Genomic DNA, 25,731 nt, shown 5'->3' with positions numbered 1-25,731 from the left:
TCAGCTTCCCCAAGCCGTTGTCTGCTCAGGGCTGGTCTTGCGTCTGGGCGAAGAAGTCGCGCCTGAACTGACCGAGCACCTCCTCTCTGTACTGCTGCCAGCGTTCGGGGGTCATGGCCCCCTGACGGGCCGCCAGCTGCAGCTCCAGCTCGGCCAACTGCTGCTGGTAGTGGCCGCGTTGATCCAGCTGCTGCTGGCGGGTGGCGGCAAACTGCACGGTCGCTTCGGCCTGCCCGGTCGGCAGGAAGTGGCGGGCCAATGTCTCCAGCTCCTCGTCCCCCCACAGCTGGCGCGCCTGCTGCAGGCGGGCATCCGGGTTGAACAGATCCGCCGCCAGATCCGGGTGATCCGCCACCCACTCATCCTGCAGCCGGGTCAGGGCCGCCAGCCGCTCGGCCAGCGGTAACTGCTCGTTCTTCTGCGCCAGCTGCTCGAGTGCCTGGGCGTAGCGCCCTTGCAGCCGAAACAGACTCTCCCCCTCGCTCATCCATCCAGTCTCCATCGCCTCCAGATTGGCCAGCCGCTCGCTCAGCGGCTGATCGCTGTCCGTTATCTCGCTGGCGAGCTGGTGGCTCATTTCGTCCGGCATGGCCCGCCAGCTGGCGTGCAGTGGCTCGGTTGTGACGGGCCCTGAGGCGGCGGCAGTCTGGCCGGCAGCGGGCAGCCGCGGTGCCGATGCCTGTGGCGAAGAGGCAGCGGTGACAGGGCTTGGCCCGCTTGCTGGCACTGGCTGGTCCGGATCATCCTGCCCGCCGAGGTTGAGCAGCAACAGCGCCAGCACCGCCAGGGCCAGAAAGCCGTAGCGGCGCTTCATCGGCTGATCTCTCCCTTGACCGGGAAGTGATCGGAGAGGTTGCTGGCGGGCCAGAGGTTGCCATCGCTGCTGCGCGGGATCCAGACGCTGTTGAGGTTGTGGCGTGCGGCACCGTACTCCCGGCTCACCACCAGATAGTCGAGGTACTCGACGTTGGCACCGCCCGAGAGGGGCCCGCCGGCGTAGGGATGGAGCCTGGGATCGAAGGTGGCCTCGGTGTAGCCGCCATAGGCCGGCTCATCGGCGTCGAGGTTCGCCAGCATACCGGCGTAGTCGTCGGCGAACTTGCGCTTGTTGACGTTGAAGTCACCGCCGTAGATGACGGTGTCGCTGGCCGGGATCTCGAGGCTGGCGGCCAGGGTGCGGATCTGGCCGAACTGGATCTGGCGCAGCCGTCTCGCCTCGTCGGTGTCGAAGCTGGCGGTGTGGGTGGCGAACAGATGCCAGGCCTTGCCCCCCTTGATCACCTCTGCGTACATCACCCCCTTGTCGGCGAAGCAGTCGGTGCCGGTGCACTGGGGATAGACCAGCTGGGCCTCCCGCACTATGGGATAGCGGCTGACGATCACCACGCCGCCGTCGTGGATGTTGACCCCCGGCTTGTCGAGCACCCTGGTCTGGTACGGGTACTCCTTGGTCAGCGCCTGCAGGAAGCCCTCGCGGCGGCCGTCGAACACCTCCTGCAGCAACAGGGCGTCATAGCCCTTGAGGTACTCGGGCAGCAGGGTCAGCCGCTCGCCGATGCTGGCGGCGATCACCGGCAGGGCCCAGACGTTGTAGCTGGCGACCTTGAGCTTGTCCTCCGCCGGCTCCGGCTGCTCCCGCCTTTGTGGTGGAGTGAGCATATAGTGCAGATCGTCGTAGCGGCCGGTGAACTTGGCGGCGAAGGCCAGCTCCTGCGGGCCCGCCAGGCGATGGATGGCGCGATCGCTCTGCCAGCCGGAGCCGTCTGCCGGCGTCTCGCCGCCGTGTTGCAGGGTGCTGTTCCACCAGGTGCCCTCCATCAGCTGGTTGAGACGATAGGTGTCGCCCCCGGCAGTGGTGACCCGGGTTTCGAACAGATAGCTCTTGCCCGCCTTCACCCCCTCGTAGCGGTTGAAGCTGAGCACCATGGCGCTCTCCCAGGGGCCCAGTTCCGTCCTGTGCTGAGTCCACTGGCTGCCCGCCTGCAGCTCGCCGGAGCCGCTCTGGTGGATCGTCAGTTGCAAGGGCTCGGGGCCGTTGTTGGTGAGGTAGACATCGGTATCGGCCAGCGCCTGCAACGGAAACTGGCTGGCCAGCAGCAGGGCGGCATAGCTGAGGGGCTTGTGCATCATGAAGTCCTTTTGGTTGAGGCACGATGGAAACTGACTGTTATGGCGGACGTCGGGGTTATTTCATTTACATTTTTGTTACAAGTAAATGAAAGGCCCCATATGGGGAGGAAAAACCTGGGGGGAGGGAGCGCAACCGGATAGGGCTGGCGTCGGGCATCAGGGGATGGTGGCAGCGTCATCACAGCGCGTCCAAGGACGCGCCTGGCTACACGGAGGGCAATCTCAGTCGTGGAACTGGTTGATCAGGCGGGAGAGGTTCTGCAGCCGCTCCACCAGCAGGGTGATGCCATCGAGGGCTTGTCTGCTGTTGTCGGCGGTGTGGCTGGCCAGCTGGTGGATCTGGTGGATCCCCTGATCCAGGGTGCTGGTCACGTCCGCCTGCTGGCTGACGGCCTGGGCTATCTCGTCACTGGTGTGGGTCACCTGAGCCAGCATCTGGTTGATCTGGTCGAGCACCTCGGCGGTTGCCCCCATGTGCTGCTGACAGAGAACCGAGGTCTGGGCGCCCTGGGTCATGCCATCGGAGAGCTGCCGGGTACTCTGTTGCAGCGCCCCTATCATGTCGCTGATCTCGCCGGTGGAGCTGCGGGTCTTTTGGGCCAGCGCCCGGATCTCGTCGGCCACCACAGCAAAGCCGCGCCCCTGCTCGCCGGCCCGGGCTGCCTCTATGGCCGCGTTGAGGGAGAGCAGGTTGGTCTGATCCGCAATCTGCCCGATCACCTCCAGGATCCCGCTTATTTTCTGGCTGTCCTGGGTCAGGCGCGCCAGCACGCCCTGACTGGCATCCAGCTCCTGGTGGAGTCGGTTGACCGAGGCGCGGGTGGTCGCCAGCGCCTGCTGGCCGCTGGCCGACACCTGCTGCACCTCGCTCACCAGGGCGTTGGCCTGATGGGCGTTGTCGGCCACGTCGCGGATCGACTGGCTCATCTGGGTGATGGCGGCAGCCAGCTGCTCGCTCTGGGCCCGTTGCTGTTGCAGGTGGGTGTCTATGGTCTGGATGTGTCCCCTGTCATCCTCCGCCGCCTGCAGTATCTGCTGGTTGGTGTCGGCGCTGCGCCCCACCACGGCCCTGAGCTCGGCCTTCTTCATGCGCAGCACGAGTTCGAGGGCCGCCAGGCTGTCCCGCCGTCTGGCGTAGAGCACCTGACAGAGGGGGGTGCCCAGTTCTTCGCCCGCCATGGCCTGCAGCCGGGCCAGTCGCCGTTGCAGGTGCCAGCCATGCCCCATCTGGGCCAGCAGACAGAGCAGAGTGAGGCCACCCCATCCGGCCTGGCCCGTCATCAGGCTGGCCCCCATGCCGACCAGGGCTGTGCCCGAGAGCAGCAGACTGAGTTGCCCCGGCTCCAGGGTGACGCGACTCTGCCAGGGCAGTGCCTTGCCCGCCCGGATCCGGGCATAGAGTCGTTCCGCCCAGGCGATGTCGTGATCCTGGGGGCGGGTGCGGACCGACTGGTATTCGATGATCTGCTGCCGTTCGTTGAGGATGGGGGTGACATAGGCATTGACCCAGTAGAACTGGCCGCTCTTGGCGCGGTTCTTCACCAGTCCCATCCAGCTCTTGCCTTGCTGCAGTCGCTGCCACATATCGGCGAAGGCGGCCCTGGGCATGTCGGGGTGGCGAACCAGGTTGTGGGGGACCCCTTCCATCTCGGCGGCGCTGTAGCCAGCCACGTCGCAGAAGTGCTGATTGGCATAGGTGATGTGGCTGGTGGGGTCCGTGGTCGAAATCAATGATATGTGGTCGGGGAAACGGATCTCCCCTTCTTGCCGGGTGGTGGTCATGTGCGCATCCTGAATGAGCCAAGTAACTGATAAATTTATTTTTATTGTGTGTTGTCGTTACGGCTTCATTGTAGGGGCGACCCAAGTGGTTATCTTGGCTTGGGTCAATAAATCAACACTATGACGACTGAAAAAAGTAGTAGATGGGGGGCGACTTCAGCGCGAGGTCAACTGCGGGGGGTGAAGTCGTGGATCTCTCCCGTCCTGGGTTGGAAGCGGGGATCCCGACCCTGATCACGGGAGACCCAGGCCATGGCCTGGCAGAAGCTCTCCTGCTTGGCGAACTCGTCACGGGCCTGATCGATGGCCCGCTCGGCGTTGCGCCGTTCCATCTTGCTGGCCTTGCGATCGCTGAACTGCTTCTGCTGGCTCAACATCCATTCGAGGAAGGCCTGGCGGCATTCGGTTTCATTGGCGGCCTTGGCAGGGAGGGCAGAGAACAGGGCAAGCAGGAGCAGACAACGCATAGGGAGATCGATTCAACGGGCTGATGGACGAAAAGAGGCGGCATTTTATGCCGGGAACTTGAATTGGAACAGTGCGAAGAGGGGGCCAGTCGCGCCGGCCCCCTCTGACTCAGTGCTTGACGAGGTAGAGCTGGCGGCTGTAGGCCACGTCTTCCGGGTTGTTGATGGGGTAGCCCTTGAGCCAGGGCTTGATCAGACGGGCGTTGGTGTATTGGTAGATGGGGGCGATCGGTGCCTCCTCCTGCAAGATGGTTTCGGCCTCGTCGAACAGGCGTGCCCGTTCACCCTCATCCCGGCTGCTGGCCGCCCGGGTCAGCAAGGCGTCGTAACCGGGGTTGGCGAAGCGGGCCATGTTGCCGCTGTGGTGGGAGCCCCACAGACCGAGGAAGGCGGAAGGGTCATTGTAGTCGGCGACCCAGGAGGAGCGGATCACCTCGAACTGGCCGCTCTGGCGGCTGTCGAGGTAGGTCTTCCACTCCTGATTGGTGAGCTCGACCCGAGCCCCCAGCTTCTGCTTCCACAGGTTGGCGATGGCCAGCGCCATCTTCTTGTGAATTTCCGCCGTGTTGTAGAGCAGGGTCAGCTCAAGGGGTTTGTCCGGGCCATAGCCTGCCTCTTTCAGCAGCGCCCTGGCCTTCTCGTCCAGCGTCTGCTGACTGCTGGTGGAGAGCAGGTTGGGCTTTGGAACAAACCCGGCGGTCACATCCGGGGTGAAGTGATAGGCGGGTTTTTCCCCCGTGCCCAGCACCTTGTCGGCGATGAGCGCCCGGTCGATGGTGTAGGAGAGCGCCCGGCGGACCCGCACGTCATTCAGGGGCGGGCGCTGGGTATTGAAGGCGTAGTAGTAGGTACCGAGTTGCTCCGGGGTATAGACCTCTCCCGGGATCTGGGCCATCAGGCTTTGGTACTGCTCCTTGGGGAAGGATTCGGTGATGTGCAGATCCCCGGCCAGATAGCGGTGGGTGGCGGCACTCTCCTGGTTGATGGGGACGAAGGTGACGCGGGTCAGCACCGTATGGGCGCGATCCCAGTAGTAGGGGTTCGGAGTCAGCTCCAGCTTCTCGTTCACTACCCGGTGGCTCAGTACGAAGGCGCCGTTGCCCACCAGCTTGCCGGGCTGGGTCCACTGGTTGCCATATTGTTCCATGCTGGCCCTGTGCAGGGGAGACAGGCTGGGGTGGGTCAACAGGCTCAGGAGGTAGGGCACTGGCTGGGAAAGCGTCACCTGCAGGGTATGGTCATCCACGGCTTGCACCCCGAGCGCTTCGGGAGGCAGCTTGCCCTCGACTATCTCGTCCACCTTGTCGAAGTGGGCCAGCTGGGCAAACCAGGCGAAGGTGGCCGCCTCCTTGGGATCCACCAGCTTGCGCCAGCCGTAGACGAAGTCGGCGGCGCGTACCGGATCCCCGTTGGACCAGCGGGCATCCGGCCGCAGATGGAACGTGAACTGCCGGTTGTCCTTGTTCTCCCAGCTTGCTGCCACACCGGGCAGCACCTTGCCGTCCGCCCCCTGAGTCAGCAGCCCCTCATAGAGGTCTCTGAGCACTTGCAGCTCGGGCAGGCCGACCAGCTTGAGCGGACTCAGGCTGGTCGGTTCGTCCTTGAGATGACGCACGACGGCCTGTTCGGTGGCGAGTTGGGTACCAGCCGGTACATCGGCGGCCTGGACACAGGCACAGCCCAGCAGGGCCAGCAGGGGGCTCCATCCTTTCATGGCGAATCCTTCAAATTGTGTGAAGCGAGGAGAAAACTCGGCGAGAATTCATCGCCGGCAGACGGGGAATCATGATATCCCCTTTGCTGGTCAGACCGCCAGAGTGAGTCCCATCATATCCGGGACGGCAACCCTATGTGCGTCCGCCCCGAGCGCGGGCAAGAGGAGCAAACGATGAGAGTATGGATGTTATTGGCCTGTGTGCTGAGCCAGGGTGCCTGGGCGCTGGCCCCTTGCGAGAAGGGCAGCCAGGTGGGGAGCTGGTGCGAGGTGAGCATAGATCAACTGCATCCGACTCAGGGCGGGGTGGGGCAGTTGCAGGTCGACACCACGGTGCGGGAACTGGCGGACAAGAGCGAGAAGCAGCTCGACAAGCTGATGAAAAAGAAAGAGATCCCCATCGTCATCGCCCCCGATGGCGGCTACTGGCTGGTCGACAGGCACCACCTGACCAAGGCGCTGTGGCAACAGGGGGTGAAGGCGGTGAGGGTCAAGGTGATCGCCCGTTTGCAGGACAGGAGCAGTTTCTGGAGTCAGATGCAGAACAACCACTGGGCCTGGCTGAAGAATGAGCGGGGTCAGCCGCTCACTCCGGAACAGCTGCCCGGCCATATCGGTGAGCTGCCGGATTATCCCTACCGTACCCTGGCGGGCCTGCTGCAGGACGCGGGCTACTTCAGCAAGCAGGATCAGGTCTACTTCGTCGAGTTCGCCTGGGCCAGCTGGCTCGGCCAGCAGATGGCGTGGCAGCCGGTCAATGCCGCCAATCTGGCGGATCGCCTCGCCGAGGCCAAGCGCCTGGCCTGCAACAGCAAGGCCAGTGCCTTGCCCGGCTATCCCGGCAAGCAGTGTCGCCTCAACCCGCCACGCAGCGGCAGCTGACGCGGGATCAAGAAGGGGCGCCCAGGCGCCCCCTCGTCACTCTTCCTGGCTGGCTCCTTGCCAGCGGGCGGCGGCCTGTTCCAGCAGAGCCACCTCTCCTTGCTGGATCAGCGGCAGCAGGGCCTGCACCTTGTCATCCGGCCAATCCCACCAGGCGAGCGCCCGCAGCCGGGCGATGTCGTCGTCGCCAAAGCGCATCCGCAGCACTTTGGCGGGCGTTCCGGCCACCATGGCATAGGGCGGCACATCCTGATTCACCAGGGTGCGCGCCGCTATGATGGCGCCATCGCCGATGGTGACGCCCGGCATGATCATGGCTTCCATGCCTATCCAGACGTCATTGCCGATGCGGGTATCACCCGCGGGTCTATAGCTGCGCTTGAGCGCCTCCACCTCGGCAAACGGATAGGTGCTGATGAAGTCGGTGTTGTGGGTGTGGTTGCCCCCCATCAGGATCTTCACCCCGGCGGCGATTTGCACATAGTCGCCGATGTGAAGCTGGTCGATATGCCAGAGCGGATCCCAGCCGGTGTCGGGGTCACGGCTAAAGCTGTCGCCATGGAGATAGCGGACGACTTTCTCTTCGAACAGGCCGTCCCAGGCGCCTGAGTAGTAGCTGTGTAGCCCCTTGAGGCAGATGTTGGGATTGGTCACCGTCAGGTGCAGGTATTCGACCTGCGACCAATGTTGGCAGATGGTCATGGCTGTGTTCCTCGTTGAATGGATCTGGATTGGATGCGCGGTTTGGCGCAGCTAATAGATCCAGACCAGCAGGCGGGGCACGCACAGGGTGGAGCAGCCCAGCGCCTGGGATGAACGGGGTCGTTGCATGAAGAAGGGCTCCTGGCAGAAGAGGCCAGATGGTAAGGGATAGGAGGGATTATGCCAAGGGGAGGGGGATAGTCTGGTCAAAACCTGCACAAAGCGTCTGGTTGATATTTATTCTCGATTGGCCATGATATGGGCTCCACTCGTATCGGCAGGAGAGAGGACCATGACGAATCAGAACTGGCAGCGTTACATGCTGGAGGCGGAGAATGCCCTTGGCATAGGAGCACTGGGCACGGCCATCTGCCTCTATCAGCAGGCCCTGGGGGAGGTGTATGAGCTGGCGTCCGGGGATCTGGACGAACTGGCCAGCATGCGGGTCGCCACCTGCCACCGCATGGCTGACTTCTGGCGCGCCATGGAGGAGCCCGCCTATGAGCTGCGCTATCTCAAGCTGGCCTCCGAGCTGGTGACGGCGCTGGTGCCCCAGTGCCCGAACCGGGCGTGCGAATCTCTCGTTAGCGAGCTTGGCTGCTGCCGCGCCGCCCTGCTCTCCTTCTTGAAGCGCCACCCCAACCCCGAGATCGCCAGGTTGATCCAGGTGCAGGACAAGGTGCAGGGCTGCGAGCTGATAGGCCGGTTCCGCCTCAACTAGCGGCTGTGCGCCCGAGCCGCCGTGCGATGCGGCTCTGTGCTTCCTCCCCTTGCAGGGCGAGGGAGAAGGCGCGGGCCTCCAGATCGATGACGAAATGCACCGCCTGCCTGAGCTCCTGCTTGAGCAGCGCCTTGCTCTTTTGCAGCGCCTTGGGCGCTTTGGCCGCGAGCTTCAGCCCCTGTTCGCGGGCAAACGCGAGCAACGTATCGGCGGCCACCACCCGGTTGGCGAGCCCGAGCCGCAGCGCCTCTCCGGCGTCGATGGCCTCCGCCAGCAACAACAGCTCTGCCGCCTTCAGATGGCCCACGGCACGGGGCAGCAGCAGGCTGGAGGCAAACTCCGGCACCAGTCCGAGCTCGACGAAGGGCAGTTGCAGCCTGGCGTTGTCCCCCAGATAGACCAGATCGCAGTGCAGCAGCAGGGTGGTGCCTATACCCACCGCAGGGCCGCCCACGGCGGCGATCACCGGCTTGGGGAAGTCGGCCAGGGTGTGGAGGAACTGCAGGATGGGGTCATCCGCTTCCAGGCTGCTCTTGCCCATGAAGTCCGCGAGATCATTGCCCGCGGTGAAGCACTCCTGCTGCCCTTGCAGCAACACCACATGCACGCTCTCGTCCTGGGCAGCCTGCTGAAAGGCCTCGGTGAGGGCCAGGTACATGTCGGTGTTGAGGGCATTGCGCTTGTCCGGCCGGTTGAGGGTCAGCAGGAGCAAGCCATCCTGCTGCTCGGCCAGAATTGTGAGGGCCATGTCTGAATCCTTGTGTTCGGGGGCTGTCAAAAGCTTGCCACAGGGGTAAGCTTTGCGTCGTTTAACAACATCATAAAAGGATTTCAACCATGTTTAAACGTGCGTTTTATTCCACCCTGGCCCTGCTCCTGGCAGCCCCCGCACTGGCCAAGGTCGAGGCCGTCGACGGTTATGTGCGCTTGCTCCCCCCGGGTTCACCCAACACCGCTGCCTTCATGGTGCTCAAGAATGACGGGGACAAGCCGGTGGCCCTGACTGCGGTTGCCTCCCCTGACGCTGGCCGTGCCGAGCTGCACACCCATCTGCACGAAAATGGCGTCATGAAGATGCGCCAGGTCGAGAGCATCGAGATCCCGGCCAGGGGTGAGGCCGTTCTCAAACCAGGCAGTCTCCACATCATGCTGTTCGACGTGCGTGAGCTCTCCCAGGACACGCCCTTCCCGCTGACGCTGACCCTGGATGATGGTCAAACCCTCAGTCTGAGTCTGCCGGTGAAGCCGGTCGAGCCGATGAAAGGCATGCAGCACTGACATTAATGGACGCTTGTTCAGCTTTTTACTCTAGGTATTCCTTGCTCACCGGGTAAAATGATGGCCTTTCCAGTCCACAAGGGAACGATATGATGAAAAAGACTTTGATTGCCGCCAGCCTGCTGGCCCTCTTCAGTCAAGCCGCCATGGCTGCCGATGACTGGCGTTTCGCGGCGGGTGTCGATAGCTGGAACTCCCAGGGCAGCGGCAGCATCCATGGTGTGGATGCCAACGGCAGCTATGATGACCAGTACAACTGGACTGGCTACCTGCAAGTCGAGCACGACATCTTCCTGCTACCGAACGCCAAGTTCGAGATCACCGATTTCAGCACCAGTGGCGGTTCATTCAACAACGATCTCGAAGCCTATGATCTGACCCTCTACTATCGTCTGCTGAACAACGACCTGTTCAAGATCGATCTGGGCCTGACCGGTCGTCAATACGACGGCAAGTTCCACACCCTGAACGAATCCTACGACGAGGGTGAGCTGATGGCTTATACCGGCGCCGAAGTGATGCTGCCGGGCACAGGTTTCTCCTTCTTCGGCGACGCTCGCATCGAGAACGGCGATCACTATGACTACCGTCTTGGAGCGGCTTATCAGTTCTCCTCCATCCCGGTGCAGATCCGTGCCGGCTGGCGTGATGCCGCCATCGACATCGCCGATATGGATCAGGGGATAGAAGGCTGGTTCATCGGCGGCGCGTTCCGCTTCTAAAGGCGGCACGGTTAAGGACAGCGAACGTGTGGCACATCTCTGGTGACGGGCGTATGTTCCGGCCTGAGCCGTGCCCAGCGGCTGGAATAAGCCCATGATGGGTACGTCGACAGAACCGTCCATTGCCAAGGGGTAAGGATATGGGCCATATCATAGTGACTGGCGCGGGCTCCGGCCTTGGGCGTGCTCTGACCATCGGACTGGTAGAACGCGGTCATCGCGTCTCCATGATGGGGCGCCGTTATCAGCGACTGCAGGAGCAGGAACAACTGCTCGGCAGCGCGGTGATCGGCATCGCTGCCGATCTGGCGCACCATGAAGAGGTCGACGTTGCCTTCGCCGCAGCGGTGGAGTGGGGCGGCCTGCCCGACATGGTGATCCACTGCGCCGGAGTCGGCGAATTCGGCCCGGTTGGTGTCTATACCGCCGAGCAGATCCGCCGGGTGGTGGAGAGCAATCTCATCTCCACCATTCTGGTGGCCCAGCAGACGGTGCGGCTCATTGGCGACAAGGGCGGCGTGCTGGCCAATGTGCTCTCCTCCGCCGCCCAGGTGGGCAAGGCCAACGAGAGCCTCTACTGCGCCTCCAAATGGGGCATGCGCGGTTTTCTGGAGTCGTTGCGGGCCGAGCTGAAAGGCTCGCCGCTACGGCTGGTGAACCTCTATCCGAGTGGGATCCGCAGCGAATTCTGGGACAACTCGGATCACGTGGACAGCAGCGGCTTCATGACCCCGGAAGATGCGGCGGCCTACATGCTCGACGCACTGGAAGCGAGAAGCAGCTGCCATGTGACCGATCTCTTTATCGGTCGCAACGCCTGAGGAGCTACTCCATCATCCGGTTGCTATCGTCAGAATACAGAAACAAAAAGCGCGCCAAATGGCGCGCTTTTCTATTCAGGCAAGGAGGCGGAATTAACGGCCCAGCTTGGCCTTGAGCAGGGCGACGATGTCTGTGATCGCCACTTCCTGCTTCTCGCCGGAGCGGCGGCACTTGTACTCCACCACACCGTTGTCCAGACCGCGATCGCCGATGACGATGGCGTGCGGGATGCCCAGCAGCTCCATGTCGGCGAACATCACGCCCGGGCGCTCTTTACGGTCATCGAACAGCACATCCACACCGGCGGCTTTCAGCTCGGCGTAGAACTGCTGTGCCTGCTCGGCCACGCGCTCGGATTTGTGCATGTTCATCGGCACTATGGCCACTTCGAACGGGGCGATGGCGTCCGGCCAGATGATGCCGTACTGGTCGTTGTTCTGCTCGATGGCCGCAGCCACCAGACGGGAAACCCCGATACCGTAGCAACCCATCTCCATGGTGACGGACTTGCCGCCTTCGTTCAGCACGCTCGCCTTCATCGCTTCGGAGTACTTGGTACCCAACTGGAAGATGTGGCCCACTTCGATACCGCGCTTGAGCAGCAGCTTGCCCTGGCCGCACGGGCTCGGGTCGCCTTCCACCACGTTGCGCAGGTCGGCAACTTCGTAAGAAGCGATATCGCGATCCCAGTTGGCACCGGTCAGGTGGAAGCCGGTCTCGTTGGCACCGCAAACAAAATCGCTCAGCTGGGCGGCGCTGCGATCGACGATGATGCGACCGGCAAAGCCGACCGGGCCGATGGAGCCTGCATCGCAACCGGCGGCAGCTTTGATCTGCTCGTCGTTGGCGAAGGTCAGCGGGTTGGCAACGCCAGCCAGTTTCTCGGCCTTGATTTCGTTCAGCTCGTGGTCGCCACGCAGTACCAGCGCGATGACGGCCTGTTTGCCGTGATCGTCTTCCTCTGCCAGTACCAGCAGGGTCTTGGCGATGGCGGTCGGTGCCACGTTCAGGAAGGCGGCCACTTCGTCGATGGTGTGAACATTCGGGGTAGCAACCTTGGTCAGGGCCGCGGTAGCAGCTGCGCGCTCACCAGCCGGCGCCAGCGCTTCGGCCATCTCGATGTTGGCGGCATAATCAGAGCTGTCGGAGAAGGCGATCAGGTCTTCACCGCTCTCGGCCAGCACCTGGAATTCGTGGGAACCGGTACCCCCGATGGAGCCGGTATCGGCCTGCACCGGACGGAAGTTCAGACCCATGCGGGTGAACGCCTTGCAGTAGGCGGCGTGCATCTTCTCGTAGGTATCGACCAGAGACTCTTTGTCGATGTGGAAGGAGTAGGCATCCTTCATCAGGAATTCACGGCCACGCATCACGCCGAAACGGGGGCGTACTTCGTCGCGGAACTTGGTCTGGATCTGGTAGAGGTTGAGCGGCAGCTGCTTGTAGCTGTTCACTTCGTAACGGATCAGCGAGGTGATCACCTCTTCGTGGGTCGGGCCCAGCACGAAGGGACGGTTGTGGCGGTCGGTCAGACGGCACAGCTCGGGACCGTAGTCATCCCAGCGGCCGGATTCCTGCCACAGCTCGGCGGGTTGCACCACCGGCATGGAGACTTCGATGGCACCAGCATTGTTCATCTCTTCGCGAACAATGTTCTCGATTTTTTTCAGAACCCGCAGACCGGTTGGCAGCCAGGCGTACATGCCGGAGGCCAGTTTGCGGATCATGCCGGCGCGCAGCATCAGCTGGTGGCTGATGACTTCAGCGTCGGAGGGGGTTTCCTTGAGAGTGGAAAGCAGATATTGGCTGGTACGCATCGCGGTAGACCTTCGCTAGTTCGGGCCCTTGGCCCTGGAAAATTTCAAGTGCGGAATTTTAACAGGCTGAGCCCCGTGGCCCAAGGGCTAAATTCAGCCAGGCGGAGGGAAAGGGGCCGCTTTGGCACGGGCCCTGGAGCCCGGGCAGGGGAGGGCGAACGGGAGATCGCGGGGCAAGCCCTATGCTGGATACTTATCCAGTTATTCTTTATGCTATGACCCAATTTGCAAGAGTCTGCGTGGCGAGGAAGAGAACATGATCGGTCGCTTGAGAGGCGTCATCATCGAGAAACAACCCCCTGAGGTCCTGATCGAAGTGGGGGGGTTGGGTTATGAGGTGCATATGCCCATGAGCTGCTTCTATGATCTGCCCGAACTCGGGAAGGAAGCAGTCATTCACACCCACTTCGTGGTACGCGAAGATGCTCAACTGCTGTATGGCTTCAACCACAAGCAGGAGCGGGCGCTGTTTCGCGAGCTGATCAAGACCAACGGGGTCGGTCCCAAGCTGGCGCTGGCCATCCTCTCCGGCATGACCGCCACCCAGTTCGTGCTGAGTGTGGAGCGCGAGGAAATAAGCTCTCTGGTCAAGCTGCCCGGGGTGGGCAAGAAGACCGCCGAGCGGCTGGTGGTGGAGATGAAAGACAGGCTCAAAGGCTGGGTCAGCCACGATCTCTTCTCCCCTGCGGAAATCACCCTGCCTGTCCAGGAGAGCCAGCTGCGTGCGCCCGATGCGAGCGAAGAAGCGGCCAGCGCTCTGGTGGCGCTCGGTTACAAACCCCAGCAGGCGAGCCAGATCGTGGCCAAGGTGGCCAGTGAAGGCATGTCGGTCGAAGCCATCATCCGCGAATCCCTGCGCAGCCTGGTGTGAGAATGACAATGAAGCAAGCGGATCATCCTGCATCACTCGACGGTGGCAGTGGGGACACAGAGCGTGAGGTAGCCCATGATTGAAGCGGATCGTCTTATCTCGGCCGGCGCCGCCCGCGAGGACGAAGTCATCGATCGGGCCATCCGGCCCAGGAAGCTGGCGGATTACACCGGCCAGGATCACGTCTGTGACCAGATGGAGATCTTCATCGAGGCCGCCCGCCAGCGCGGGGAGGCCCTCGATCATCTGCTGATCTTCGGCCCGCCCGGGCTCGGCAAGACCACGCTGGCCAACATCGTCGCCAACGAGATGGGGGTCAGCATCAAGACCACCTCGGGGCCCGTGCTGGAAAAGGCGGGGGATCTCGCGGCCCTGCTCACCAACCTCGAACCGAACGATGTGCTCTTCATCGATGAAATTCACCGCCTCAGCCCCGTGGTGGAGGAGGTGCTCTATCCGGCCATGGAGGATTATCAGCTCGACATCATGATAGGGGAAGGGCCTGCCGCCCGTTCCATCAAGCTGGACCTCCCCCCCTTCACCCTGATTGGAGCCACCACCCGGGCCGGCTCCCTGACGAGCCCGCTGCGGGATCGTTTCGGTATCGTCCAGCGGCTGGAGTTCTACAACGTCAAGGATCTCACCGACATCGTCTCCCGCAGCGCCCGCTGTCTCGGGCTCGACATGTCGGGGGATGGTGCGCTGGAGGTCGCTCGCCGCTCCCGTGGAACCCCGCGGATTGCTAACCGCTTGTTAAGACGGGTGCGGGATTTTGCTCAGGTGAAGTCCGATGGGCGTATTGATGGACCCATAGCTGCCCGAGCCATGGACATGCTGGACGTTGACAATGAGGGGTTCGACTTCATGGACCGCAAGCTATTGTTGGCCGTCATCGACAAGTTTATGGGGGGACCCGTGGGCCTCGACAACCTGGCCGCCGCCATCGGTGAGGAGAAGGACACCATAGAGGACGTGCTGGAGCCTTATCTGATCCAGCAAGGCTATCTGCAACGTACACCCAGAGGGCGGATCGCGACACCGAGAGCTTATGTTCACTTTGGCCTGCAACGGCCAGATGAGCAGTAAAAGCAGCCTTTGAACGACAAACCGCCCCAAGGGCGGTTTTTTATTATCCGGGTAAAAAAAAGCCCACGGCGGATGCGGTGGGCAAAGACAATTCAGGATGGATGTTCACAGACAGTGAGTGCGTCTGCAGACCGGTCGGAAAAAAACAAAGGAGCCGTCGCGAGGCCTCAGAGTCGGTTCATTTGATAGAGTTGAACGAACGAAAGCTTGTAGTAGCGGATGGTCTTGGCAACAAACTTTTTCATCATTAATCCCAACAAACAGGTTCGAAATGTTCATCGAATACGTACCGGGAACCCGGAATGACCGGCCTGTATCCAGAGGTATGCCCTCACTGCGAGGCGCATTGTAGGAGCTCTTGTCGGGTGGAACAAACAAGAAAATCTATGGGCTTTTGATTAGATAAAGTAATGAATTAACGGAAGTGAATTACTCGCATAAAGATGTGTTTTTGTTGGTTTTAAATTGCTTTCTTGATGAGGCGGGCCATTTTTTAAATTATGGAATAATGAGCGCGCTGCTTATGGCGTTCACTATTTCATTAACAGAATTGAAACCATTTGGTTTCTTTTTAAAATTGATTTAAATCAATAATTTATGTGTTTATTCTTTTTGTGATGAGGCTCGCACAATTAATATTTGTCGGCTCTTAAGTTACCTTGAAAAGGCATGTATTGATGATGGTTTTACATTGATTTCAATCAAATAAAGGTGATATAAAACAGCGATCATTATAGGCGAGAATAGAACCGCAGTTATTGTTTTAAAGATGTTAAACATTAGCTTTTTTTGTTCTCGTATATTGCCTTGTTGTTAATGTGGTGGCAGTCGAATCCGATCGGTCCGCGAGGCGTGACCGACCGTTCGGGGACTTCCAATGGAAGCTTTGTCCTTAAAACTTAAAATAGCCGTGCCAATAATCGGTGAGGAAACATCATGATTGCTGAGCATGTGGTAGACCTATCGCGGTTCCAATTCGCTGCGACGGCCCTTTATCACTTCCTGTTTGTACCCCTGACGCTGGGAATGGCCTTCATTCTGGCGATCATGGAGTCTGTCTATGTGATGACCAACAACACTGTGTACCGGGACATGACCAAGTTCTGGGGCAAGTTGTTTGGTATCAACTTCGCCCTTGGGGTCACCACCGGGCTCACCATGGAGTTTCAGTTCGGTACCAACTGGGCTTATTACTCCCACTATGTCGGCGACATCTTCGGGGCCCCGCTGGCCATCGAAGGCTTGATGGCCTTCTTCCTGGAGTCCACCTTCGTCGGCATGTTCTTCTTCGGCTGGGATCGCCTCAGCAAGCGCCAGCATCTGGCGGCAACCTGGCTGATGGCACTCGGGACCAACCTCTCCGCCCTCTGGATCCTGGTCGCCAACGGCTGGATGCAGAACCCGGTCGGTGCCGAGTTCAACTTCGAATCCATGCGGATGGAGATGGTGAGCTTCGCGGAGCTGGTGTTCAACCCGGTGGCCCAGGTCAAGTTCGTCCACACGGTGGCGGCGGGCTACACCACGGGCGCCATGTTCGTGCTGGGCATCTCCTCCTACTACCTGCTGAAGAATCGTGATGTGGCCTTCGCCCGTCGCTCCTTCGCCATCGCGGCCGCGTTCGGCATGGCCTCCATCCTCTCCGTGCTGATCCTGGGTGACGAGTCCGGCTACGAGACCGGGGAAGTGCAGAAGGTGAAGCTGGCGGCCATCGAGGCCGAGTGGAACACCGAGCCGGCTCCCGCATCCTTCACCCTGTTCGGCATCCCGAACCAGGAAGAGATGCGCACCGACTACGCCATCAAGATCCCCTACGCCCTCGGCATCATAGCGACCCGTTCCCTGGACGGTCAGGTGACCGGTCTCAAGGATCTGAAGAGCGAGCATGAACTGCGCGTGCGCAGCGGCATGACCGCCTACGATCTGCTGACCAAGCTGCAATCCGGCGACAAGTCAGACGAGACCCGCGCTCGCTTCGACGAGGTGAAGCAGGATCTGGGCTACGGTCTGCTGCTCAAGCGTTACACCGCCAACGTGACCGACGCGACCGACGATCAGATCAAGGCCGCCGTGGATGACTCCATCCCGCAGGTGCTGCCGCTGTTCTTCGCCTTCCGCATCATGGTTGCCTGCGGCATGTTGATGCTGGTGCTGATCGGTCTGGCCTTCTATGACAGCACTCGCCACAAGATCGGTGAGCGCAAGTGGTTGCTCAAGGCGTTGCTGTACGGCATCCCGCTGCCCTGGATCGCCATCGAGGCAGGCTGGTTTGTCGCCGAGTACGGTCGCCAACCCTGGACCATCGCCGAGATGCTGCCGACCTCAGTCTCCGCATCCAATATCCCTGCGTCCGAGATCTGGTTCTCCCTGATCGGGATCTGCCTGTTCTACACCGTACTGCTGATCATCGAGATGTACCTGATGTTCAAGTATGCGCGTCTGGGCCCAAGCAGCCTGAAGACGGGCAAGTACCATTTCGAACAGAGCAAGGCATAAGGAGAGTAACCCATGTTTGATTACGAAATGTTGCGTCTGGTCTGGTGGGTGTTGGTCGGCGTGCTGCTGATCGGCTTCGCCATCACCGACGGCTTCGATATGGGGGTCGGTGCCCTGCTCCCCTTCGTCGGCAAGAAGGATGTGGAGCGTCGGGTGATGCTCAACACCATGGGGCCGCACTGGGAAGGCAACCAGGTCTGGCTGGTCACCGCGGGCGGTGCCCTGTTCGCGGCCTGGCCCATGGTCTATGCGGCGGCCTTCTCCGGCTTCTACATCGCCATGATCCTGACCCTGATGGCGCTCTTCTTCCGTCCGGTCGGCTTCAAGTACCGCTCCCTGCAGGAAGGTGCCCAGTGGCGCACCAGCTGGGACTGGGCGCTGTTCGCCGGTAGTGCGATTCCCCCCGTCATCTTCGGGGTGGCCTTCGGCAACCTGCTGCAAGGGGTTCCGTTCAGCTTCAACCAGTTCCTGATGCTGACCTACCACGGCAACTTCTTCGGCCTGCTCAACCCGTTCGGTCTGCTGGCCGGTCTGGTGAGCCTGTTCATGATAGTGACCCAGGGTGCTGCCTGGCTGATGATGAAGACCGAAGGTGAAGTGCTGGCCCGCTCCCGCACCGCCGCCATGATCTTCTCCCTGCTGACCCTGGTGCTGTTTGCCCTGGCCGGTGTCTGGGTGAGCGGCATGGATGGCTATGTGATCGTGGGCGCCGTTGCCACCGATGCCGTCACCAACCCGCTTCACAAGGAAGTGGTGGTGCAGGCCGGTGCCTGGATGCAGAACTACAACCTCTATCCCTGGATGATTGCCGCCCCCGTGCTGGGTCTGGTGATGAGCCTGCTGACCGCCCTTGCGGCCAAGCTGGGCAAGGGCTGGATGGCGTTCCTGTTCTCCTCCCTGGCCATTGCCGGCATCATCCTGACCGCGGGCTTCTCCATGTTCCCGTTCGTGATGCCCTCCAGCCTGGAGCCGTCCCAGAGCCTGACCATGTGGGATGCCACCGCCTCCTTCAACACCCTCAAGGTGATGACGGTAGTCGCAGTCGTCTTCGTACCGACAGTGCTGGCTTACACCATCTGGACCTACATCAAGATGTTTGGCCGGGTGAGCAACAAGCACATCGAAGACAACCAACAATCGCTCTACTAAGAAGGTGCCCTGATATGTGGTATTTCACCTGGATCCTGGGGCTGTTGCTGGCCTGTGCGTTTGGGATCATCAATGCGCTCTGGCTGGAGCACACCGAGAACCTGGATCGTCAGATCGATGAAGACAAGTGACAGGCTAGCCCGGCTGGCCGCTCCCCTGGAGCGCCAGCCATGGCAAGGTCTGATGTTGCTGGCGGCTGCCCTGCTGGGCGTCGCCATCTTGCAGGCACCGAATCTGATCGCCGCCAACACCAGTGACCACGGTCTCTGGCTGGCCCCTTGGCTGATGTGGGCGGTCTGCTGTGGCGTCATGCACGGACTGGGGTTCCACCCCCGCAGCCTGGTCGGGCGCGTGCTGTTTTTCCCCTGGCTCGCCTGGCCAAGCCTGTTGTACGGGCTCTGGCTGACCAGCAGTTATTACCTGCCATAAACACCGAGGGAGGCCAGACATTTTCTGCCTCCCTCTGCTTTTGTACCCCGCAGCGTGGCTGTGGTTTTGCCCCCGGCGGATCGGTCGTTATTGCCTGCCATAAAAAACAGGGGGAGATGGGATTTCCCTGTCTCCCCCTGCTTCTTTCCTATTCAGCCCTGCGCTATGATAGCCCCCCATCTGACTGTCGAATGGATCACAGATTTTTATGGGGGAAGTCTCTGAGTTTCCGGTACGTGTCTACTACGAAGACACAGACGCCGGAGGCATCGTCTACAACGCCAATTATCTCAAGTTTATGGAACGGGCTCGCACCGAGTTCCTGCGCGCCGGCGACATCGAGCAAGATGTCCTGTTGCAGGCGGGGATCGCCTTCGTGGTGAGTCGCACCGAGATCGATTTCCGCTCCGCGGCCCGCTTCAATGAACTGCTGACCGTATTGACGCAAGTGACTGAAGTGAAACGTGCCTCCATGCGCTTTTCACAGCAGATCCTGGCGGCTGATGGACGACTGATCACCCAGGCCATGGTACAGATTGCCTGTGTCAGTCATCCGCAAATGAAACCTGTTGCAATACCTGAAAAAATCAAGGGAGTGCTGTTAAGTGCACGCTGAAATTTCGTTTATTGGTCTGTTCTGGCAAGCCAGTCTGCTGGTGAAACTGGTCATGATGACCCTGATGGGCATGTCGGTCGTCTCCTGGGCGCTGATCATCCAGCGTTCCAAGATCATCAAGGCGGCCAACCTCGCCTCGGAGCAGTTTGAAGACAGATTCTGGTCCGGCGTCGACCTCAACCGTCTCTATCAGGAGTCCTCTTCCCGCCGCGATGACATCGAAGGCATGGAAGACATCTTCTATTCCGGCTTCAAGGAGTATGCCCGCCTGCTCAAGGCCGGCGCCCGTGGCCAGGATGCGGTGATGGACGGTACTTACCGCGCCATGCGCGTCTCTCTGTCCCGTGCGGTGGACGAGCTGGAATCCAACCTGCCAGTGCTGGCGACCGTCGGCTCCATCAGCCCCTATATCGGCCTGTTTGGTACCGTATGGGGCATCATGAACGCCTTTATTGCCCTGGGTCAGGTGCAGCAGGCGACGCTGCAGATGGTGGCACCGGGCATCGCGGAGGCGCTGATCGCCACCGCCATGGGGCTGTTTGCGGCCATTCCTGCGGTCATCTTCTACAACCGGTTCACCAACAAGGTAGAGAAGTTGGAGAACGCCTACGCCAACTTCATGGACGAGTTCACCACCATACTGAACCGTCAGATTGCACAGCAGCAGGGTGAGAAGTAAATGCAAACCTATCAGCGGATCCGGCGCAAGAAGGTCGCCGAGATCAACGTGGTGCCCTATATCGACGTCATGCTGGTGCTGCTCATCATCTTCATGGCGGTGACGCCGGTGATCACGCAAGGGGTCAAGGTAGATCTGCCCCAGGCGGAGTCCGAGCAACTGCCCGAGGATGCCAAGCCCCCCTTCATCGTCAGCGTCAACACCGAGGGTGAGTATGTCATCAAGGCCGGTGAGGCGGATGACGAGCCAGTGCCAAGCGGCACGCCCGAGGCGATGCAGCAATACATCACCGAGAAGGCCATGGGCTATCTGGCCATCAACCAGAACGCGCCCGTGGTGGTAGCGGGTGACAAGTCCGTGCGTTACGAAGAGGTGATCCTGCTGATGGTGGCCCTCAAGAAAGCCGGTGTGCCTCAGGTTGGCCTGATGACGGATCCGGTGAACTGACGGAGATGGATGTGAAGCGTGGTATTTCCGGTTATCTCGTCGCGTCGCTGCTGCTGCATCTGATCATCGGCATCATTCTGCTGGTCGGGGTCGACTTCAGCAAGCCCAAGCGCCCCGAGTCGAAGGGACAGATCGTCAATGCAGTGATGCTGGACAGCGAGTTCCTGGAGCAACAGGCACAGCAGATCCAGCAGCAGAAAGCTCAGCCCAAGGCTGCCCAGCAGCAGAAAGAGAAGGACAAGGAAGACGCCGATCAGGCCCGGCGCGAGCTGGCGAAGGAGCAGGAGCGTCTGCGCATCGCCGAGACCAAGCGCAAGGAGGCCGAAGAGGCCACCCGCAAGGCCGAGACCGAGAAGCAGAAGAAGGTAGCCGAGCAGAAGCAGGCGGAAGAGCAGGCCCAGAAGGCCGAGGAGGCCCGCAAGCTGGAGGCGCAGAAGACCAAGCAGGCTGAAGCCAAGCGCCAGGAAGAGGAACTCGCCAAGGCGCTGGCGCTCAAGAAAAAGAAAGAAGAGCTGGAGAAGAAGCAGGCCGAAGAGAAAGCCAAGGCGAAGGCGGATGCGGCCAAGAAGGCTGAAGCCGACAAGAAGGCCAAGGCCGAGGCTGAGAAGAAAGCCAAGGCGGAAGCCGAGAAGAAGGCCAAGGCTGAGGCAGAGAAAAAGGCTGCAGATGAAGCCGCAAAGAAGGCAAAAGCTGACGCAGAGAAGAAGGCGAAGGCCGAGGCTGACAAGAAGGCCAAGATAGAGGCGGAGCGCAAGCGCAAGGCGGCCGAGGAGGCCAAGCTGCAGAAAGAGATGGAAGCCATGATGCAGCAGCAGCTGGAGGCTGAGGCCAGTTCCCGCAGCCAGGCCGCATCGGCTGCCGCTCAGGGGGAAGCCCAGAAATATGCCGCCCTCATCGCCGCCACGGTGGAGCGCTATATGATTTTGGATCCCACCATGCGGGGCAAAACCTGTACTATCGGTGTCAAATTGGCCAGTACCGGCTTCGTCATCTCGGTGGACAACGGCCAGGGTGACCCGGCGGTCTGCCGCTCCGGCAAGGCGGCGGTCTTGAAGGCGAATCAGTTGCCGGTGCCGAAGGATCCGGCGGTATTCGAGCAGTTGAAGGAACTTAACCTCAAGTTAGAACCGAGCATCTAGACGTGATAAAACGGGGTCATTGACCGTGGTTGGCAGCATCTGCTGATAAAGGAATTTCACCTCTCATTTTTATTGGAACAGAGTATTTAAGCCATGATAAGAAAAGTGTTTTTTGCTTTGGTTGGCTGCCTTCTGCTAGGCCAGAGCGCTCAGGCGGCCTTGGACATCGTCATCACCGGCGGTATTGACAGTGCGCGCCCCATCGCCATCGCTCCTTTCAAGTGGGAGGGCAATGGCCAACTGCCACAGGACATCGCAGAGGTGGTCTCCAACGACCTGATGCGCAGCGGCAAGTTCAAGCCGCTGGCCCGTGGCCAGATGCCACAGACCCCGAGCACCAGCGGCGAGATCAACTTCGCCCCCTGGGCGTCCCAGGGTGTGGAGGCCGTGGTGGTCGGTTCCATCGCGGCGGTCGGTGATGGCACCTACAAGATCAACTTCGAGCTGGTCGACGTGCTGAAGGGCCAGCTGGCCAAGACCCAAGGCGGGGAAGCGAACGGCTACATCCTCGACAGCCGCATGGCGACCATACCGGGTGCCCAGATGCGCCAGTTCGCCCACCGCATCTCCGACATCGTCTACGAGCGTCTGACCGGTGAGCGTGGCGCCTTCCTGACCCGTCTGGCCTATGTCTCCGTCCAGCAGGGGACCCAGTTCCCGTACCAGCTGCGGATCTCAGATTACGATGGCTACAACGAGAAGACCCTGCTGCGCTCCCGCGAGCCGCTGATGTCACCGGCCTGGTCGCCGGATGGCAGCAAGCTGGCCTATGTGAGCTTCGAGAACCAGAAGTCCGAGATCTATGTGCAGGACATCTATACCCAGCAACGCAGCCTGATCACCAGTTTCCGCGGCATCAACGGTGCCCCCGAGTGGTCACCAGATGGTCGCCGTTTGGCTATTGTTTTGTCCAAAGATGGGCAGCCTGATCTCTATGTTGTTGATGTTGCTAGCAAGCAACTCACTCGAGTCACAAATAACCGTACCATCGACACCGAACCCTCCTGGATGCCGGACGGTCAAACTTTGCTGTTCACCTCTGAACGTGGTGGCAAACCCCAGATTTATAGCGTAAATTTGGCGACTGGCGTCACTCGCCGGATGACCTGGGAAGGGGATTCCAACCAGGGGGCATCCATCACGCCGGACGGCAAGTCCATGGTGGTGGTGACCCGGGTTCAGGGACAATATCGCATCGCTCGCCAGGATATGGAGAACGGAGCCATGTTGGTACTGACTCAGAGTGCTCTGGATGAGTCGCCAAGTGTGGCACCCAATGGCAGCATGATCATTTATGCCACCATCTATCAGGGTCGTAAGAGTCTTGCTTTGGTGTCGACCGATGGTCGCTTCAAGGCAGTGCTTCCGACCAGTAGCGGTGAAATTCGTGCACCAGCTTGGTCGCCCTTCTTGAATTGATAAAAAAATCGATTGTTTTTTGTTTTGTTATAAAGGTTTAAGGAAATAGCATGCAACTCAATAAACTGCTCAAGGGTCTGGCCATCGCACTGCCACTGTTCACCCTGGCTGCCTGTAGTTCTTCTTCCGACTCCGACGCCGCTGGCGCCGAGTCTGGCATGACCGACGGCATGGGCGGTGTACAAACCGGTGGCGCCAACGGCATGTTGTCCCCGGAAGAGCAGATGCGTCAGAAGTTCGAAGCTCTGCAGCGCGATAACGTGATCTACTTCCCGTACGATGGTTACGACATTCAAGGTCAGTACGCCGACCTGCTGGATGCCCACGCCAGCTACCTGCGTGAGCGTCCGAGCGTCAAGGTATTGATCGAAGGCCACGCCGATGAGCGCGGTACTCCGGAATACAACATCGCCCTGGGTGAGCGTCGTGCCAAGGCCGTTGCCAAGTATCTGCAAACCCTGGGTGTGCAGGCTGAGCAGCTCTCCATCGTCAGCTATGGCGAAGAGAAGCCGCTGGATCTGTCCCACACCGAGGATGCCTTTGCCAAAAACCGCCGTGCGGTCCTGGTTTACTAAGGTTTGAACCGAACGAAGTTCGTTTATATGCAAGCGGCCATTTCGATGGCCGTTTTATTTGCACTAAACGCCAAGGTTTGATCCGAATGAAATCTGTATAAGCGAGCGACTATGGCGCTGGCCGTTTTATTTGCACTAAACGCTAAGGTTTGATCCGAATGAAATCTGTGTACAAGCAAGCTGTTGTTGCGCTGGCCGTATTGGTTGCTCTGAATGCGCATGCGGCGGCTCCTGTCAGCGATCTGGGCGGTGACTCGGGTGGTGGGGTTGTCCTTAGCGGCAACAACGGCGCTATCGTGCCTACCGGTAGCCTGGAGGACAGGGTCGCCCTGCTGGAGCGCACCCTGAATGCCCGTCTGCGCTTGCAGGCCGAGCTGCAGCAACAGGTCGACTCTCTGCAAGGGGAAGTCTCCGAACTGCGTGGTCAGCTGGAGCAGCAGACTTACCAGATGGAGCAGTCGCAAGAGCGTCAGCGCCAGCTCTATCAGGAGCTCGACAAGGTGGCCAACAGCCAACCTGCCGCCGCAGCGCCCGCGACCCCGGCAGCCGGCGCCACGACACCTGCCGCCGCGGCCAACTACTCGACCAATCAGGACGAGAACCAGGCCTATGACGCCGCCGTGAACATGGTGCTCAAGGAGAAGAATTACGACAAGGCCATTCCTGCCTTCGAAGGGTTCATCAAGCAGTTCCCAAGCTCCAGCTATGTTCCCAATGCGCACTACTGGCTCGGCCAGCTGATGTTCAACAAGGGTGACAGAGCCGGTGCCGCCAGCCAGTTCTCCACTGTGGCGAACAAGTACAGCAAGTCGCCCAAACGGGCCGATGCCCTGCTGAAACTCGGTATGCTGGCGCAGCTTGATGGCAAGAAAGCAGAAGCCAAGGCCTTCTATGAGCAGGTGATCAAGGGTTACCCCAATACCTCTCCGGCCCAGTTGGCCAAGCAGAGCCTGAGCAAGTTGTAACATTGCTGCATGTCACTGTTTTCGTAACAGTCTTGTAAATATGCCTCTGCTTTGTATGCGCAGTGAACAAACAGATTTAATTTAAGATTTTTCTATTGCGCCAGGATGATAAATCCGTAATATAGGCCGCCGTCAGAGCCGGTGCAGCAGTGCGCTCGGAGCTGGTCGTGGTGAGGGTCGTTAGCTCAGTCGGTAGAGCAGTTGACTTTTAATCAATTGGTCGCTGGTTCGAATCCAGCACGACCCACCATTTCTTCACAATGGGTGAAGACAGAATTCCCAGGTCGTTTAGCTCAGCTGGGAGAGCACCTCCCTTACAAGGAGGGGGTCACTGGTTCGAGCCCAGTAACGACCACCAGTTTTAACACGGTCTGCCACGGCAGGCAGTGACAGGTTCAAGGTGTGGGTCGTTAGCTCAGTTGGTAGAGCAGTTGACTCTTAATCAATTGGTCGCTGGTTCGAACCCAGCACGACCCACCAATCTTGAACAAAGAATACCCCAGGTCGTTTAGCTCAGCTGGGAGAGCACCTCCCTTACAAGGAGGGGGTCACTGGTTCGAGCCCAGTAACGACCACCATGTTTTAACACTGCCCGCCACATGCGGTTGGTGACAGGTTCAAGATGGGTCGTTAGCTCAGTCGGTAGAGCAGTTGACTCTTAATCAATTGGTCGTAGGTTCGATCCCTACACGACCCACCAATCTTGAACACAGAGTATCCCAGGTCGTTTAGCTCAGCTGGGAGAGCACCTCCCTTACAAGGAGGGGGTCACTGGTTCGAGCCCAGTAACGACCACCACTTTCTTGAAATAGAAAGAAAAAATGAT

At 60.2% G+C, this 25,731-nt stretch carries 26 protein-coding genes and 6 tRNA genes; 24 read left to right on the top strand and 8 right to left on the bottom strand.

Going from position 1 to position 25,731, the window contains the following annotated elements; all coding sequences use genetic code 11:
- Positions 1-25: 25 nt before the first annotated feature.
- The 5 genes from ACB039_RS18205 to ACB039_RS18185 all read right to left on the bottom strand — a co-directional run bounded on the left by ACB039_RS18205 (position 26) and on the right by ACB039_RS18185 (position 6,093).
- On the bottom strand, positions 26-814 hold the full coding sequence (locus ACB039_RS18205) for a hypothetical protein (RefSeq protein WP_371166171.1): 789 nt from the start codon (positions 812-814) through the stop codon (positions 26-28).
- The gene (locus ACB039_RS18200; protein WP_371166170.1) at positions 811-2,127 is read right to left on the bottom strand and encodes a sphingomyelin phosphodiesterase; all 1,317 of its coding nucleotides are present in this window, start codon (positions 2,125-2,127) and stop codon (positions 811-813) included. Before ACB039_RS18200 ends, ACB039_RS18205 begins: the two co-directional genes overlap by 4 nt.
- Before the next feature lie 225 nt (positions 2,128-2,352).
- A complete protein-coding gene (locus ACB039_RS18195) occupies positions 2,353-3,912 on the bottom strand; it encodes a methyl-accepting chemotaxis protein (protein ID WP_371166169.1) in 1,560 nt (519 codons plus the stop codon).
- A 167-nt stretch (positions 3,913-4,079) separates the two neighbouring features.
- Positions 4,080-4,379 carry a hypothetical protein gene (locus ACB039_RS18190; RefSeq protein WP_005331508.1) on the bottom strand — a complete coding sequence of 100 codons (300 nt, stop codon included), beginning with the start codon at positions 4,377-4,379 and terminating at the stop codon, positions 4,080-4,082.
- A 109-nt stretch (positions 4,380-4,488) separates the two neighbouring features.
- The gene (locus ACB039_RS18185) at positions 4,489-6,093 is read right to left on the bottom strand and encodes an ABC transporter substrate-binding protein (protein ID WP_182787592.1); all 1,605 of its coding nucleotides are present in this window, start codon (positions 6,091-6,093) and stop codon (positions 4,489-4,491) included.
- A gap of 174 nt (positions 6,094-6,267) precedes the next feature.
- Here ACB039_RS18185 and ACB039_RS18180 point away from each other — a divergent pair, with 174 nt between their 5' ends.
- A complete protein-coding gene (locus ACB039_RS18180; protein ID WP_182787594.1) occupies positions 6,268-6,975 on the top strand; it encodes a ParB-like protein in 708 nt (235 codons plus the stop codon).
- A gap of 36 nt (positions 6,976-7,011) precedes the next feature.
- Here the strand turns inward: ACB039_RS18180 and ACB039_RS18175 are convergent, their stop codons facing one another.
- Entirely contained in the window at positions 7,012-7,677 is a 666-nt protein-coding gene (locus ACB039_RS18175) for a CatB-related O-acetyltransferase (RefSeq protein ID WP_182787596.1), read from the bottom strand.
- A 292-nt stretch (positions 7,678-7,969) separates the two neighbouring features.
- Here ACB039_RS18175 and ACB039_RS18170 point away from each other — a divergent pair, with 292 nt between their 5' ends.
- Positions 7,970-8,398 carry a DUF2753 family protein gene (locus ACB039_RS18170; protein WP_005331514.1) on the top strand — a complete coding sequence of 143 codons (429 nt, stop codon included), beginning with the start codon at positions 7,970-7,972 and terminating at the stop codon, positions 8,396-8,398.
- On the opposite strand, the gene ACB039_RS18165 is transcribed toward ACB039_RS18170, so the two are convergent.
- On the bottom strand, positions 8,391-9,146 hold the full coding sequence (locus ACB039_RS18165) for an enoyl-CoA hydratase-related protein (protein WP_005331516.1): 756 nt from the start codon (positions 9,144-9,146) through the stop codon (positions 8,391-8,393). The genes ACB039_RS18170 and ACB039_RS18165 overlap by 8 nt on opposite strands.
- Before the next feature lie 89 nt (positions 9,147-9,235).
- On the opposite strand from ACB039_RS18165, the gene ACB039_RS18160 reads away from it, so the two are divergent.
- The 3 genes from ACB039_RS18160 (at position 9,236) to ACB039_RS18150 (ending at position 11,219) form a co-directional block, all read left to right on the top strand.
- Positions 9,236-9,676 carry a copper chaperone PCu(A)C gene (locus tag ACB039_RS18160; protein ID WP_005331518.1) on the top strand — a complete coding sequence of 147 codons (441 nt, stop codon included), beginning with the start codon at positions 9,236-9,238 and terminating at the stop codon, positions 9,674-9,676.
- A gap of 92 nt (positions 9,677-9,768) precedes the next feature.
- Complete coding sequence (locus ACB039_RS18155) at positions 9,769-10,398, top strand: TIGR04219 family outer membrane beta-barrel protein (protein ID WP_041206747.1); 630 nt, start codon at positions 9,769-9,771, stop codon at positions 10,396-10,398.
- A 140-nt stretch (positions 10,399-10,538) separates the two neighbouring features.
- The gene (locus ACB039_RS18150) at positions 10,539-11,219 is read left to right on the top strand and encodes an SDR family oxidoreductase (protein WP_005331522.1); all 681 of its coding nucleotides are present in this window, start codon (positions 10,539-10,541) and stop codon (positions 11,217-11,219) included.
- Positions 11,220-11,312: 93 nt separating this feature from the next.
- Here ACB039_RS18150 and ACB039_RS18145 read toward each other — a convergent pair whose 3' ends face one another.
- Positions 11,313-13,037, bottom strand: a complete 1,725-nt coding sequence (locus ACB039_RS18145; protein WP_371166168.1) for a proline--tRNA ligase — start codon at positions 13,035-13,037, stop codon at positions 11,313-11,315.
- A gap of 256 nt (positions 13,038-13,293) precedes the next feature.
- Between ACB039_RS18145 and ruvA the strand changes: the two genes are divergently transcribed.
- The 19 genes from ruvA (at position 13,294) to ACB039_RS18050 (ending at position 25,703) form a co-directional block, all read left to right on the top strand.
- Positions 13,294-13,908: a Holliday junction branch migration protein RuvA gene (gene ruvA / locus ACB039_RS18140; RefSeq protein WP_371166167.1), complete on the top strand. Its 615-nt coding sequence runs from the start codon at positions 13,294-13,296 to the stop codon at positions 13,906-13,908.
- Positions 13,909-13,983: 75 nt separating this feature from the next.
- Positions 13,984-14,994, top strand: a complete 1,011-nt coding sequence (ruvB, locus tag ACB039_RS18135) for a Holliday junction branch migration DNA helicase RuvB (RefSeq protein ID WP_005331532.1) — start codon at positions 13,984-13,986, stop codon at positions 14,992-14,994.
- A gap of 936 nt (positions 14,995-15,930) precedes the next feature.
- Positions 15,931-17,487, top strand: coding sequence for a cytochrome ubiquinol oxidase subunit I (gene cydA, locus ACB039_RS18130; protein ID WP_041206745.1), 1,557 nt, complete (start codon positions 15,931-15,933; stop codon positions 17,485-17,487).
- Between the two features lie 12 nt (positions 17,488-17,499).
- Positions 17,500-18,636 (top strand): cytochrome d ubiquinol oxidase subunit II, encoded by a 1,137-nt coding sequence (gene cydB, locus ACB039_RS18125; protein ID WP_042650005.1) that lies wholly within the window; start codon positions 17,500-17,502, stop codon positions 18,634-18,636.
- Between the two features lie 14 nt (positions 18,637-18,650).
- Positions 18,651-18,767 carry a cytochrome bd-I oxidase subunit CydX gene (gene cydX / locus ACB039_RS18120; RefSeq protein ID WP_005331536.1) on the top strand — a complete coding sequence of 39 codons (117 nt, stop codon included), beginning with the start codon at positions 18,651-18,653 and terminating at the stop codon, positions 18,765-18,767.
- On the top strand, positions 18,754-19,065 hold the full coding sequence (locus tag ACB039_RS18115; RefSeq protein ID WP_041206743.1) for a cyd operon YbgE family protein: 312 nt from the start codon (positions 18,754-18,756) through the stop codon (positions 19,063-19,065). Before cydX ends, ACB039_RS18115 begins: the two co-directional genes overlap by 14 nt.
- 208 nt (positions 19,066-19,273) lie before the next feature.
- Positions 19,274-19,681, top strand: coding sequence for a tol-pal system-associated acyl-CoA thioesterase (gene ybgC, locus ACB039_RS18110; RefSeq protein ID WP_005331541.1), 408 nt, complete (start codon positions 19,274-19,276; stop codon positions 19,679-19,681).
- A gap of 1 nt (position 19,682) precedes the next feature.
- The gene (gene tolQ / locus ACB039_RS18105) at positions 19,683-20,360 is read left to right on the top strand and encodes a protein TolQ (protein ID WP_214006101.1); all 678 of its coding nucleotides are present in this window, start codon (positions 19,683-19,685) and stop codon (positions 20,358-20,360) included.
- Positions 20,361-20,807 (top strand): protein TolR, encoded by a 447-nt coding sequence (gene tolR / locus ACB039_RS18100; protein WP_005331545.1) that lies wholly within the window; start codon positions 20,361-20,363, stop codon positions 20,805-20,807.
- A gap of 5 nt (positions 20,808-20,812) precedes the next feature.
- Positions 20,813-21,946, top strand: coding sequence for a cell envelope integrity protein TolA (gene tolA, locus ACB039_RS18095; protein WP_371166166.1), 1,134 nt, complete (start codon positions 20,813-20,815; stop codon positions 21,944-21,946).
- A gap of 93 nt (positions 21,947-22,039) precedes the next feature.
- Positions 22,040-23,365 carry a Tol-Pal system beta propeller repeat protein TolB gene (gene tolB, locus ACB039_RS18090; protein ID WP_043128866.1) on the top strand — a complete coding sequence of 442 codons (1,326 nt, stop codon included), beginning with the start codon at positions 22,040-22,042 and terminating at the stop codon, positions 23,363-23,365.
- A 50-nt stretch (positions 23,366-23,415) separates the two neighbouring features.
- Complete coding sequence (gene pal, locus ACB039_RS18085) at positions 23,416-23,940, top strand: peptidoglycan-associated lipoprotein Pal (RefSeq protein WP_005331552.1); 525 nt, start codon at positions 23,416-23,418, stop codon at positions 23,938-23,940.
- A gap of 158 nt (positions 23,941-24,098) precedes the next feature.
- Positions 24,099-24,905 (top strand): tol-pal system protein YbgF, encoded by an 807-nt coding sequence (gene ybgF, locus ACB039_RS18080; protein ID WP_043128867.1) that lies wholly within the window; start codon positions 24,099-24,101, stop codon positions 24,903-24,905.
- Positions 24,906-25,079: 174 nt separating this feature from the next.
- Positions 25,080-25,155 (top strand) — tRNA-Lys (locus ACB039_RS18075).
- A gap of 32 nt (positions 25,156-25,187) precedes the next feature.
- Positions 25,188-25,263 (top strand) — tRNA-Val (locus ACB039_RS18070).
- A gap of 46 nt (positions 25,264-25,309) precedes the next feature.
- Positions 25,310-25,385, top strand: a tRNA-Lys gene (locus ACB039_RS18065).
- 22 nt (positions 25,386-25,407) lie between these two features.
- Positions 25,408-25,483, top strand: a tRNA-Val gene (locus tag ACB039_RS18060).
- 46 nt (positions 25,484-25,529) lie between these two features.
- Positions 25,530-25,605, top strand: a tRNA-Lys gene (locus ACB039_RS18055).
- A 22-nt stretch (positions 25,606-25,627) separates the two neighbouring features.
- Positions 25,628-25,703, top strand: a tRNA-Val gene (locus ACB039_RS18050).
- The last annotated feature ends 28 nt before the right edge of the window (positions 25,704-25,731 follow it).

Source organism: Aeromonas sp. S2(2024), assembly GCF_041402505.1.
GTDB lineage: Bacteria > Pseudomonadota > Gammaproteobacteria > Enterobacterales > Aeromonadaceae > Aeromonas > Aeromonas media.
This window is presented reverse-complemented; position numbering and strand designations above follow the sequence as displayed.